Origin of the sequence: Capillimicrobium parvum (assembly GCF_021172045.1) — a bacterium.
Taxonomy (GTDB): Bacteria; Actinomycetota; Thermoleophilia; order Solirubrobacterales; family Solirubrobacteraceae; genus Capillimicrobium; species Capillimicrobium parvum.
In genome coordinates this window covers 3,911,882-3,924,293 of sequence record NZ_CP087164.1, presented here as the reverse complement: position 1 = coordinate 3,924,293, position 12,412 = coordinate 3,911,882, and the positions used below count along the sequence as shown (strand labels likewise).

Sequence of the window (12,412 nt, the reverse complement as noted above, 5' to 3'; positions counted from 1 at the left end):
TTCGAGTCGGGGCGGTTCAGCGCGTGGGCGCGGGCGCAGGCGCGGGCGCGGGGGGCGCCGCGGGGGGTGCGGGAGCGAGGGCGTGCGGCGCGAGCAGCGTGCCCCACGAGGTGGTCACCTGCTTCCATTCGTCCCCGCAGCGCACCGCGCGGGCGCGCGGCAGCAGCTTCGTGGTGACGAGGGACTTGAAGCGCCGCTGGTCGCTGCCGTAGATCCAGCACAGGAACTGGTAGACGCGCTGCTCGAGGATCGAGTGCTCGTCGGCGAAGTCGGCGGCGGTGAGCCGGCCGCGCAGCCGGGCGATCGCGTCGAAGAACATGGCGGCGCTGAACGCGGTGAACGGTCCGAACTTCGGGTTGTCGGCGAGCAGGTACGCGGCGAAGCCGTCGACCGCGTCCTCCTCCTTGCCGGTCACCGGCAGGGTCAGCGAATGAACGAGGGCATGGCCCATCTCGTGGGCCACGACGAACTCGTTGGCCGCGATCATCGCCTCGGCGGGGGTGATCCCGCGCACGCCCTTGAGCTGGCGGCGCATCTCCTTGAGCTCGAGGGTGAGGAACTTGCCCGGGACCGCGATGAAGTCGGGCACGACGGTCCCGTCGTCGAGCGTGAGGTCGGGGATGAACGCGGGGCCGACCGGGATCTCGTCGGAGATGTAGATCGGGACGTCGGCCGGGAGCGCCCAGCGGGCGTTGATCTCGGCGGCGACCGCCTCCATGGCGCCCGAGCGGCGCAGGATGCTCGCCGCCTTGCGGTTGGCCTTGTTGAAGTGCCCGTACTCGATGACGAAGTCGCCGCCATCCGTGTCGGCGGAGGCGGGGGCGGCGGCGATCGCGAGCGCGACGGCGGCGGTGAGCGCGCAGAGCGCGGCGGTCAGGCGGGCGGGCATCGGGGATCGCATCGACAGCTTCGGGGGCCTTCTGGAGTCAGACGTTCGTCCATGAACCGGCCCGGCTTGTTCCCGGCCGCAAGGCCTGCAATGGTGCCACATCGTGCGCCGCCTGATTGCCGCTTCAACGTCCTTGTCCGCTCTGCTCGTCCTCGCGCCCGCCGCCCTCGGCGCGGCGGGCGGCGGCTCGTCCGGCTTCGGCGGCGGGGGCGGCGGCGGTGGCGGCGGAGGGTTCTCGGGCGGCGGCGGCAGCAGCGGCTCCGGCTCGGTCAGCGGCGGGATGAGCCTGGTGATCATCCTGCTCGTCGTCCTGTTCTTCGCGGGGACGATCATCCTCGGCGTCGTCGGCGAGCGGCGCCGCCGGCGCCGCCGCGACGCCCGCGTGCGGCAGGTCCGCCTCGCCGCCGCGGAAGCCGCCGCCGACGACGCCGCCTTCGACTCCGAGACCGTCGAGCGCGACGCGCGCGAGCTGTTCACGGCGATCCAGGCGGCCTGGACCGCGCGCAACCGCGAGGCGCTGAACGGCATGGTCAGCAAGTCGCTCATGACCGAGTGGGGGCTGCGCCTGGACGACTTCGACCGCAAGGGCTGGCACAACCAGGTCACGGTCGCCGGCGAGCCCGGCATCCACTACGTCGGCCTGGTCAACCGCGAGAGCGACGCCGAGGACCGCGTCTGCGTGCTCGTCGAGGCGACCCTGGTCGACATCGTCGTCGACCGCCACGGCAACCACATCAAGCGCAAGCAGTCCGGCAGCGAGACGACGACGCTGCGCGAGTACTGGACGCTCGGCAAGCGCGACGGCCGGTGGGCGCTGCTGTCGATCGAGCAGCTCGCGGAGGGCGAGCACAACCTCTCGTCGGACCTCGTCGCCTCGCCGTGGGGCGACGACCGGCTGCGCGAGGACGCGGTCATCGAACGGGCGAGCGCGGACGCGGCGCCGGACGGCGTCGACATCGCCTCGCTCGTTGATCTCGACTACGCCGGCGACGGACGCAAGGCGGCGCTCGACCTGAGCCTCGTGGACGGACGCTTCGCACCCGACGTGCTCGAGACCTCCGCGCGCCGCGCGCTCGCGGCGTGGGCCGAGGCGGTCGACGGCGAGGACGACGCGCTGCTGGCGGTGGCGTCGGCCGAGGCGACGAGCGAGCTGCTGTACCCGCGCGGCGGCCAGACCGCCCGCCTCGTCGTACGTGGCCCGAAGCTCGAGCGCATGACGCTCGTCACCCTCGACGGCGACGCCAAGCCGCCGCGGATGGTCGTCGAGATCGCGCTCTCCGGTCGCCGGTACGTCGAGGACCGCAACACGGTCGCCGTCCTGGAGGGCTCCCGCGAGGGGGTCTCGCGCTGGACCGAGCGCTGGACGTTCGCCCTCGACGGCGCGGACGCCACGCCCTGGCGCGTGGTCGGCGCGACCCAGAGCACGATCAGCGGAGCGGTGTGAGGCGGGCGGTCGCGGCGGGTGCCGCCGTGGCCGCGCTCGCGCTCGCAGGATCGCTCGCGCTCGCGCCCGCCGCCCCGGCGGCGGGCCTGCGGTGGCACGGCTGCCGGCCGGCGCTCGCGGGCTTTCAGTGCGCGCGCCTGCAGGTCCCGCTGGACCGCACGGGGGTCGTGAAGGGGACGGTCGCGCTGCGGGTGGCGCGCCAGCGGTCGGCGCCGCGGCGCGGCGCCGGGGTGCTCCTCGCGCTGTCCGGCGGCCCGGGGCAGAGCGCGGTGGCGTTCGGGCCCGCCTACGAGCAGACGCTCGCACCCGCCCTGCGCAGCCGCCGGCTCGTGCTGATGGACCAGCGCGGCACCGGAGACTCGGGCGTGCTGCGCTGCCCGGTCCTGCAGCGCACCCGCGCGCTGGTGCCCGACTACCGGTCGCTGAGCGCATCCTGCGCGCGCCATCTCGGGCCGCGCCGCGACTTCTACTCGACGACCGACACGGTTGACGACATCGAGGCGTTCCGCCGGGCGCTCGGCGCCCCGCGCCTCTCGATCCAGGGGACGTCGTACGGCACGTACGTCGCCGCCGAGTTCGCGCGGCGCTACCCGGCGCGGGTCGACCGCCTGGTCCTCGACTCCTCCGTCGGGCCCCAGGGCGTCGACGCGCTGCTGCTGGACTCGTGGGGCCCGCTGCCCCGGATCCTCGCCGACCAGTGCTCGGACGGGCGCTGCCGCGGCATCACCGACGACCCGCTCGGCGACGTCCGCGCGCTCGCGGCGCGCCTGGAGGCCGCCCCGCTGCGCGGCTTCGTCGTGGACGGGCGCGGCCGCCGCGTCGCACGCACGCTCACCGCCCCGGGGCTGGCCGCGCTGATCGTGGCCGGCGACCTCAACGGGCACCTGCAGGCCGCCATGCCCGCGGCCGTGCGGTCGGGCCTCGCCGGCGACGCCGCTCCGCTGCTGCGGCTGATCCGCCCGGCGATCGGAGCGCCGTTCGGCACGCGGGAGCTCAGCCTCGGCCTCAACGTCGCGACGACCTGCGCCGACACCCGGCTGGCCTACGCGCTGACCACGCCGCTCGCCGACCGTCCCGCGCTCGTGGACGCCGCGGTCGCCGCCGCCCCCGAGGCGCGGCTCGGGCCGTTCAGCCGGCCGCTGGTCGCCGCCATGAGCGTCGACCGGCAGTGCCTGCGCTGGCCGGTCGGCCGCGTCGCCGGCCCGGTCGCCGCGCCGCTCCCGGACGTGCCGGCGCTCATCCTCGGCGGTTCCCTCGACGTGCGCACGCCGCTGGAGAACGACCGGGCGCTCGCCGCCCAGATCCCGCGCGCCCAGCTCGTGGTGGTCCCGGGCTCGGGACACGACGAGATCGACAGCGACGTGGACGGCTGCGTGCGCCGCGCGCTGACCCGCTTCTTCGCCGGCCACCGGGTCGGCGACCCGTGCGCGCGATCGTGGTACGGCGTGCCGCCGCAGCCGATCGCGCCGGCCTCGCTCGCCGTGACCCCGGCGGCACCTCGCGCCGGCGGCCTGCGCGGGCGCGTCCTGACCGCGGCGGTCGGCGCGATCCATGACGCGCGCGAGGCCGACCTCGAGCTCGAGGCGTCGGGCCTCCCCGACCGGCGCGGCGGCGGGCTGCGCGCCGGGAGCTGGCGCATCGCCGGCCGCACCGGCTTCGTCCTGCGGGGCGTGAGCTGGGTGCCCGGCGTGCGCGTGAGCGGGCGCATCGACTCCCAGCTCGGCCGGTACCGGGGCGCGGTGCGCGTCAGTGGCCCCGGGCGCATGGACGGCGTCCTGCGCTTCGACCGCCGCCGGGGCATGACCGGCCGGCTCGGCGGCCGCCGCGTGCACCTGCCGGCGCGCTCCGTGCGGGGCGCGGTCCAGGAGGTCGTGCGCACGGGTTGACGCGGCGCGCGGCCTACCCCGCGAAGACCGCCGCGCCGACCGCGTCGCGCAGCGCCGCGACCGGCTGGAGGGGCGGCGCGGCGCGCCCGGAGTCGACCACCCGCACCAGGGCGATCGACGACGTCAGCAGGACGCCGTCGGCCGCTTCGAGGCGGTCCAGGCCGAACGCCTCCTCGCGCGCCTGCGGGAGGGCGAGCGCGCGGGCGCGCGTGCAGCCGGCCAGGATGCGCCCGTCCGCCGGGGGCGTCACGAGCTCGTCGCCCTCGACGAGCCAGACGTTCGCCATCGCCGCCTCGAGCACGGCGCCGTCGGCGTCGACGAGCAGCGCGATCGCGCCGAGCTCGGCCTGCAGCGCCTGGACGAGGCGCCGGTCGCGCCACTTGTGCGGCCCCAGGCCGCCGGGCAGCCGCACCGGCTCGACGCGCACCGGCGCCGCGCCCGCGGCCGGGTGGGCGGCGCCCGCCACGGCGACCTCCACGTCCACCGATCCCAGCCGGCCGGGCACGACGTCGATGCGCAGGCGGGCGTAGCCGTCGCCCGCGCCGGCGGCGGAGCTCGCGGTCCGCTCGGCGAGGTCGCCGGGCAGCGCCGCCGCGTACAGCTCCTCCACGCTCGCGCGCAGCCGGGCCAGGTGCGCCTCCGGCTCGACCGGCCGGCCGTCCAGCACCGCGAGCGTCTCGATCACGCCGAGCGCCGCGTCGGGCCGTCGCCGCCCCCCCGCCAGCGCCCGCGGCGCCGGCACACGCCCACCCCGCAGCGGGCCCGGCCGCAGCTCGGTGCCGAGCGCCGCGATGAGCGGGCGCGCCTTGCCGAGCGCCTCCGCGACCTCGGCGTCCGGGTCGGAGTCCGCCACGATCCCGCCGCCCGCGCCGATCCAGGCGACCCCGTCGCGCACCTCGAACGTCCGGATGGCGACGTTGAGCTCGAGCCCCGCGACCGGGCTCGCGAACCCGACCGCGCCGGTGTAGACGTGGCGCGCGGCGCCCTCGAGCTCGGCGATCACGTGCAGCGCCTGCACCTTCGGCGCGCCGGTCACCGACCCCGGGGGGAAGGTCGCCCGCAGCAGCTCGCCGTCGCCGACGCCGTCGCGCAGCCGGCCGCGGACCTCGGAGACGAGGTGCCAGACGCCGGGGTGCGCCTCGGCCACCGGCGCGCCGCCGGCATGCACGCTGCCGTACGCGCAGACGCGGCCGAGGTCGTTGCGCATCAGGTCGACGATCATCACGTTCTCGGCACGGTCCTTCGCCGAGCCGACGAGCGCGCGGCGGGCCCCGTCCTCGTCGGCGTCGCGGCGGATCGTGCCCTTGATCGGCCGCGTGACCACCTCGCGCCCGCGGCGGCGCAGGAACAGCTCGGGGGAGAGGCCGACCGTCGCGCCCCAGGGGCCGGCGAACAGCGCGCCGTGGCGGGGCTCCAGGGCGAGGCCGGCGGCGAACGCGTCGAGCGGGTCGCCCGCGAACGGGCCCTCGATGCGCATCGTGAGGTTCGCCTGGAAGAGCTCGCCGCCGTGGATGCGCTCCACGCACTCCGCCACGCCCGCCCGCAGCCCCGCCGCGCCGGGCGGCGCCGGGACGAACGGGCCGGCGCGGAACGGGCGCGGCGCGCCGGGCCGGCGCGCCGCGAGCCGCGCGCGCCGCTCGACCAGCGCCTCGGCGCGCTCCGGGGTCTCGAGCGCCTCGAACCACCAGCGGCCGTCGGCGTCGAGGCGCAGGACGTGGTCGTAGAACGCCAGGGCGAACGGCGGCAGCGCGGTGCGCGCGGGCGGCGCGGGCGCCAGGCGCTCGACGAGGTGGCCGAGCGCGAAGCCGAGATGGCCGAACCAGCCGCCACCGACCGCGCCGCGGTGCTCCCCGGCGCCGGTGACCGCGGGCTGCTCGTCGAGGACCGCGAAGGGGTCCTCGTCCGGCCCGGCGACCCGGATGGGCTGCGAGCCGAGCACGGCGCGGCTGCCGGCCCACGCGCCGGTCAGGGCGAACGGGCGGTCGTCGCCGCGCAGCGCGAGCACCGCCTCGGCGGGCGTCCAGTCGACGTCGAGCGGCTCGGCGACGAGCCGCGCGCCCGTCCGGCCCACTCAGTGCCCCGCGATCGCGTGGCCGAGGCGGCCGGTCAGCGACGGGCGGCCGGTCCCGCGCTCGCGCCGGTCGGCGGCCGCGTACAGCGCGTAGACGGCCTGGACGCCGGCGAAGCGCAGGGGCTCGGGCTCCCAGCGGCGCGCCGCGGGGCCGACCCACGGCAGGCGTGTCAGCTCGGTGTCGCGCCCCAGCAGCAGGTCGCGAAGCGTGCGGCCCGCGAGGTTCGCCGCCGCGACGCCCTCGCCGACGTAGCCGCCGGCCCAGGCGATCCCGGTCGTCGGGTCGAGGCCCACCGACGGCGACCAGTTGCGCGGCACGCCGAGGATGCCGTGCCAGGCGTCGTCGATCGGCGCGTCCCGTAGCACCGGGAACAGCTCGGCGAGCCGGGTGCGCAGCTCGTCGATCGTGCGCGCCGGCACCGGTCCCTCGCGGGCGGTGCCCGAGCCGAAGCGGTAGGGGACGCCGCGCCCGCCGATCGCGACGCGGCCGTCGGCGGTGCGCTGCAGGTAGACGAAGCGGTGGCGCGCGTCGGAGAGCGTCTCGGCGCCCGCCCAGCCGACCTGCTCCCAGACGCCGGCGTCCAGCGGCTCCGTGACGATCATCGCGCTGTTCATCGGCAGCAGGACGCGGCGGTGGCCGTCGAGGCGCGCGCTGTAGCCCTCGGTCGCGCGGACGACGTGGCGGGCCCGCACGACGCCCGCCGCGGTGTGTGCCGCACCCGGGGCGATGGAGGTCACCCGGGTGCTCTCGTGGATGGTCGCGCCGGCGCGCTGCACCGCGTCCGCGAGCCCGCGCACGAGCTTCGCCGGCTGCACGCGCGCGCAGTGCGCCGTGAACGCGGCGCCGAGCACGCCGTCGACGGCGACCCGCTTCGTCGCGTCCGGCCCGTCGAGCAGCTCGGTGTCACGCCCCCAGCGGCGCTCCTCCTCGACGATGCCCCTCACGCGCTCGAGCTCGAGCTCCGACTGCGCCACCTGCAGCGAGCCGTCCTTGACGAAGTCGCATGCGATGCCCTCGCGGTCGACGGCCGCGCCGACCTCGTCGACCGCCGCCTGGACCGCGTGCAGCAGCGCCGTCACCCCGGCCCTCCCCGCCGGGCCGCGCGCCCAGCGCTCGCGCGAGCCGGCCAGGTCCCCGAGCACCCACCCGCCGTTGCGCCCGGACGCGCCGAACCCGGCGAAGCGCGACTCGAGCACGACCACGTCGAGGTCCGGCTGCGCGCGCTTGAGCTCGTACGCGGTCCACAGGCCGGTGTAGCCGGCGCCGACGATGCAGACGTCCGCGTCGCGGTCGCCGTCGAGCGGCGGCCGCGGGGGCGGCAGCGGCTCGAGCCGGCGCATCCAGAACGAGACGGGCATGGGGCCAGCGAGTCTATGCCCGGCCCGGGCCGCGAGCTCCGTGAGCGGGCCGCCGGCGCCGGCGCCGTGAAGCGGCCGCTGACCAAGGTCGATCGGCGCCGCCGCCCACATCCGCGGGCGCGCGGGCACGCCCATTCGCGGCTCGTAGTGATCCGCGCGGACGCGTCGCGCGAAATGCTGCCGAGTCATCCTCGCGGCCGGCACCACCCCCTCGGCCGGCGTCAAGACCACGGAGGTCGATCATGGGAGCGTCGTCCGGTCCTGCAGGTCCTCGCACGTCCCGGCTCGGGCGCGCCCGCGGGGCGCTGACGCCCGCGGAATGGCGTCGGGCGGGCGGGGGCTGACCGCGGTGGTGGCGGGTTTGCACGTGGCGGGGTTCGGGATCCTGCTGCTGCTCGTCGTGCCGCGCCACTTCGACCTGGGGGACGGCGCGGTGTTCGGGCTCGGCCTCGGCATCACCGCGTACACGCTCGGCCTGCGCCACGCCTTCGACGCCGATCACATCACGGCGATCGACAACACGACCCGCAAGCTCATGGCCGACGGCCAGCGGCCCCTGGGCGTCGGCTTCTTCTTCTCGCTGGGCCACTCGACCGTCGTGTTCGTGCTCGCCTTCCTGTTCGCGCTCGGCGTGCGCGCGCTCGGAGGCCAGGTCTCCGAGGACGGCTCGACGCTGCACGACGTCGCGGGCCTGGTCGGCACGAGCGTTTCGGGTCTGTTCCTCTACGTCATCGCGGCGATCAACGTCGTGATCCTGCTCGGCATCTTCGGGATCTTCCGGCGCATGCGCCGCGGCGAGTTCGACGAGGACCGTCTCGAGCAGCAGCTCGAGTCGCGCGGGCTCATGAACCGCATCCTCGGCCGCTGCTCGCGGCGCATCGACCGCTCCTGGAAGATGTACCCGCTCGGCGTGTTGTTCGGCCTCGGCTTCGACACGGCCACCGAGGTCGCACTGCTGTTCCTGGCCGCCGGCGCCGCGTCGAGCGGGCTGCCGTTCTACGCGATCCTCTGCCTGCCGATCCTCTTCGCCGCGGGCATGTCGCTGCTGGACACGATCGACGGCTCGTTCATGAACTTCGCGTACGGCTGGGCGTTCTCCAACCCGGTGCGCAAGGTCTACTACAACCTCACGATCACCGGGCTGTCGGTGGTGGTGGCGTTCATCGTCGGCACGATCGAGCTGCTGTCGATCGCGGCCGAGCGCCTCCGCCTGGAAGGCGGCTTCTGGTCCTGGGTCTCCAACGTGGACCTCAACGTCGTGGGGTACTTCATCGTGGGCCTGTTCGTCGTGACCTGGGCCGTCGCGCTCGCCGTCTGGCGGCTGGGCCGCATCGAGGAGCGCTGGGCGGGGTTGGACCGCATGTGAAGCGGATCGCCGTCGCCGTGGCCGTCGCGCTGGTCGCCGTGCTCGCGCCGGGCGTGTCGGCGGGCGTGCCGGCGGGGGCGGTGCCGGCCGAGCGGGCGCTGTACGCCGACGGCCCCGGCGGGCGCTACCTGCTGAACTCGGGCTGGAGCTATCGCGACGGCGCCGGGCCCTACCGTCCCGTCCGCATCCCGAACGCGATCCGCCCCCGCGATCTCAGCGACCGGGGCTTTCGCTCGGGGGTGCGCTGGTACCGCGACGCCTTCACGCTGCCGCCCGCCGCCGGCGCCACCGGCTGGGTCCTGCGCTTCGAGTCGGTCAACCGGCGCGCGGACGTCTGGCTCAACGGACGCCGGCTCGGCCGCCACGACGGCGCGTTCCTCGCCTTCGAGCTGCCCGCGACCGGCATCCGGCCGGGGCGCAACGAGCTCGTCGTCCGCGTCGACGGGCGGATGAGCCGGACGGCGCTGCCGCCGGCCGGACGGCCTACGGGGTGGTGGAACTCCGGCGGCATCCTGCGCGAGGTCTACCTGCGGCGGTTGACGACCTTCGACGCCCGCGATCTCCGGGTCGTCGCGACGCCGGGCTCGCCCGCGCCCGTTCGCGTCGAGGCGCGGGCGGTCAACACGACGGGCGCCGCCGCGCCGCTCTCCTACACGCTCGACGTCACGGGCCCGGGCGGCTTCGCGACGACGGTCTCCGGCGACCTCGGCACCGTCGCGCCCGGCGCGAGCGCCCCGATCGCCGCGGCCCTGTCGATCCCCGGCGCCCGCGTCTGGGAGCCCGGCGCTCCCGCGCTCTACGAGGCGCGCCTGACGCTGACCGGCGGGCAGGAGACCGTCGCGCACTTCGGGGTGCGGCGCTGGAGCGTCGAGGCCGGGCGCGCGCTGCTCAACGGCCGGCCGCTGGACCTGCGTGGCGCGAGCCTGCACGAGCAGACCGCCGCACACGGGGCCGCGCTCACGCCGGCCGACCGCCGGCGGCTCGTCAAGGAGCTGACCTCGCTCGGCGCGACCTTCACCCGCGCCCACTACCCGCTGCACCCGGCGCTGCTGGAGGCGTTCGACCGGCTCGGGATCGTGGTCTGGGATCAGGTCCCGGTGTGGCGGCTGAGCGGGCGCGAGCTCGCCGGCCCGCTGCGCGCCCGGGCGCTGGGCGACCTCGACGCGCTCGTGCGCCGCGACCGCAACCACGCCTCGGTGATGGCCTGGAGCGTCGAGAACGAGACGCTGCGCGGCGGGTCGGCCGAGGCCCGCTACCTGGCCGCGGCCGCCGCGCTCGTGCGCCGGCTCGACGCGACGCGGCTCGTCGCCGCCGACGTCCCGCTGCGCCCCCTCGACGCCGTTCCGGGCGCGCTGCGCGGCCTCGACGCGATCGGGATCAACGACTACGTCGGCTGGTACGGCGGCTCGCTGCCGGGGGACCTGCTCGCCGACCTGCGCCGGCTGCGCGCCCGCTTCCCCGCGCAGGCGCTGTTCGTCACCGAGTTCGGCGCCGAGGCCAACCGGCGTGGTCCCGCCGCGCGCAAGGGCACGTACGCGTTCCAGACCCGGTTTCTGCGCCGATCGCTCGACGCCTTCGCGCGCAGCGGCGTGCTCGGCGGGTCGCTCGTCTGGGCGCTGCGCGACTTCGCGGTCCGGCCCGGTTGGGACGGCGGCAACCCGCGCCCGCATCCGCCGTTCAACGAGAAGGGCCTGTTCCGCCTCGACGGCACGCCGAAGCCGGCGGTCGCGTACGTGCGCGCCGCGTTCGCGGCTACGCGGCCGGCTCGCTGAGCGTCGCGCCGAGCCAGCGCGCCGCGGGCCCGATGTGCGCCGGGTCGATGAAGTGGCCGGCGTCGGACTCGTGGTACTCGACGGCGATCCGTCCGGCCTCGAGCAGATCGCGCGCCGCCCGGGCGAACGCGACGTCCATCACCGGATCGCGGCGCCCGTGGGCGATGAACGCCCGCAGGTCGGGCCGGCCCGCCAGGTCCGGCTGCCAGTCGTCGACCACCGGGACGAACCCGGCGAACGCGAGGATCCCGGCCGGCGCGGGGCGGTCGGGCCCGAGTCCCAGCGCGTAGCTCATCACCGAGCCCATGGAGAACCCGCCGAACATGGTCTGCCCGGGGGTCAGGCCGGTGCGCTGCCACAGATCGTCGTGGAAGCCCGCGAGCTCGCGGTAGGCGGCGTGGAACGTGTCGTGGTCGGGGAAGCCGACGCGCGGCACGACGTACCAGTGGTGCCCGGGGGAGCCCGGCAGGGTCAGCGGCGCGCGCGGCGTGACGACGTGCAGCCGCTGGTCGGGGTCGAGGACGTCGGCAAGGCCGAGCAGGTCGTGCTCGTCGGCGCCGCGACCGTGGTGCAGGACGAGCAGCCCGGCCGGCTCGCCGGCGGCCGGGCGCTCGCGGTGGGCGAGCGGGCTCATGCCGCGCTCGCGGCAGCCCCGCGCCGGGCGGCGCGGGGGTTGACCAGCGGCGTCAGCGTCTGCTCGAGACGCTCGCGCAGGTGCTCGTGCTGCTTGGGCAGGCGCAGCGCCTCGCCGAGGCGCTCGGGGTCCTCGTCGACCGCGAAGCCCGGGCCGAGCGTGGCGATCTCGAACAGGATCCCGCGCGGCTCGCGGAAGTAGATCGCGTCGAAGTAGTCGCGGTCGCGCACGTCGGTGACGAAGCCGCCGGCCTCGCGGACGCGCCCCTGCCACTTCAGGTGATCGTCGTCCTGCGACGCCCAGGCGATGTGGTGCACGGTGCCCGCGCCCTGCTCGCCGCTGCGGTCGGCCTGGTCGTAGGCCCAGTGGAAATGGCGCTCCCGGCCCGCGAGCCGGTACTCGCCGTCGCCGAGGTAGGTGAACCCGAGGACGTCGGTGAGCAGCTTCTCCTCGACCGGCGCGAACGCGCTGTAGGCGCGGGCGCCCTCGACGCCGGTGATCGCGTGCTCGGCGGGGACGTCGGGATGCTCGGCGCGCAGGGGCGGGTTGCCGTCGTCGGCGGCGACGAGCTCGAGCGCCAGGCCGTCGGGGTCGGCGAAGCGCAGGCGGTCGGCGGTGCGGACGCTCGCGACGCCGCGGGCGTCGAGGCGCTCGGCCCAGAAGTCCACCGCGGCCTCGGACGGGACCCCGAGCTGCAGCGTGTGGATCATGCCGATGCCGGCCTCGCCGGGCTGGGCGCCGTCGAACTCGAACCAGGTGAGGATCGACCCGGGCGAGCCCTGTTCGTCGCCGAAGTAGAGGTGGTACGCGCTCGGCTGGTCGAAGTTGACGGTCGTCTTGACAAGCCGTAATCCGAGCGTGTCGGCGTAGAAGTCGACGTTCCGCTGGGCGTCGCCCGTGATCATCGTGATGTGGTGCAGTCCCTCGAGCTTCATCGGATCCTCCCTCGTCTCGTCTCTCTTCAAGGAGATGATAGCGAGAAGTAGTTGCG

Annotated in this window: 8 protein-coding genes and 1 pseudogene; 4 read left to right on the top strand and 5 right to left on the bottom strand. The window is 76.1% G+C overall.

What is annotated here, in order from left to right; translation table 11 throughout:
• Positions 1-16 precede the first annotated feature (16 nt).
• Positions 17-889 (bottom strand): DUF4344 domain-containing metallopeptidase, encoded by an 873-nt coding sequence (locus DSM104329_RS19100; RefSeq protein WP_259311444.1) that lies wholly within the window; start codon positions 887-889, stop codon positions 17-19.
• A 133-nt stretch (positions 890-1,022) separates the two neighbouring features.
• On the opposite strand from DSM104329_RS19100, the gene DSM104329_RS19095 reads away from it, so the two are divergent.
• Both DSM104329_RS19095 and DSM104329_RS19090 read left to right on the top strand, forming a co-directional pair.
• A complete protein-coding gene (locus DSM104329_RS19095; RefSeq protein WP_259311443.1) occupies positions 1,023-2,333 on the top strand; it encodes a TIM44-like domain-containing protein in 1,311 nt (436 codons plus the stop codon).
• The gene (locus tag DSM104329_RS19090; protein WP_259311442.1) at positions 2,330-4,219 is read left to right on the top strand and encodes an alpha/beta hydrolase; all 1,890 of its coding nucleotides are present in this window, start codon (positions 2,330-2,332) and stop codon (positions 4,217-4,219) included. The genes DSM104329_RS19095 and DSM104329_RS19090 overlap by 4 nt, the downstream gene beginning before the upstream one ends.
• A gap of 13 nt (positions 4,220-4,232) precedes the next feature.
• On the opposite strand, the gene DSM104329_RS19085 is transcribed toward DSM104329_RS19090, so the two are convergent.
• Positions 4,233-6,290, bottom strand: coding sequence for an aminodeoxychorismate synthase component I (locus DSM104329_RS19085; RefSeq protein WP_259311441.1), 2,058 nt, complete (start codon positions 6,288-6,290; stop codon positions 4,233-4,235).
• Positions 6,291-7,649, bottom strand: coding sequence for an NAD(P)/FAD-dependent oxidoreductase (locus DSM104329_RS19080; RefSeq protein ID WP_259311440.1), 1,359 nt, complete (start codon positions 7,647-7,649; stop codon positions 6,291-6,293).
• 242 nt (positions 7,650-7,891) lie between these two features.
• On the opposite strand from DSM104329_RS19080, the pseudogene nicT reads away from it, so the two are divergent.
• Both nicT and DSM104329_RS19070 read left to right on the top strand, forming a co-directional pair.
• Positions 7,892-9,015, top strand: a pseudogene (nicT, locus tag DSM104329_RS19075) (Nickel transporter NicT).
• Entirely contained in the window at positions 9,012-10,787 is a 1,776-nt protein-coding gene (locus DSM104329_RS19070) for a glycoside hydrolase family 2 protein (RefSeq protein ID WP_259311438.1), read from the top strand. Before nicT ends, DSM104329_RS19070 begins: the two are co-directional and overlap by 4 nt.
• On the opposite strand, the gene DSM104329_RS19065 is transcribed toward DSM104329_RS19070, so the two are convergent.
• A complete protein-coding gene (locus DSM104329_RS19065) occupies positions 10,768-11,421 on the bottom strand; it encodes an alpha/beta hydrolase (protein ID WP_259311437.1) in 654 nt (217 codons plus the stop codon). The two genes, DSM104329_RS19070 and DSM104329_RS19065, sit on opposite strands and share 20 nt — an antisense overlap.
• A complete protein-coding gene (locus DSM104329_RS19060; protein ID WP_259311436.1) occupies positions 11,418-12,356 on the bottom strand; it encodes a VOC family protein in 939 nt (312 codons plus the stop codon). The genes DSM104329_RS19065 and DSM104329_RS19060 overlap by 4 nt, the downstream gene beginning before the upstream one ends.
• Positions 12,357-12,412 lie beyond the last annotated feature (56 nt).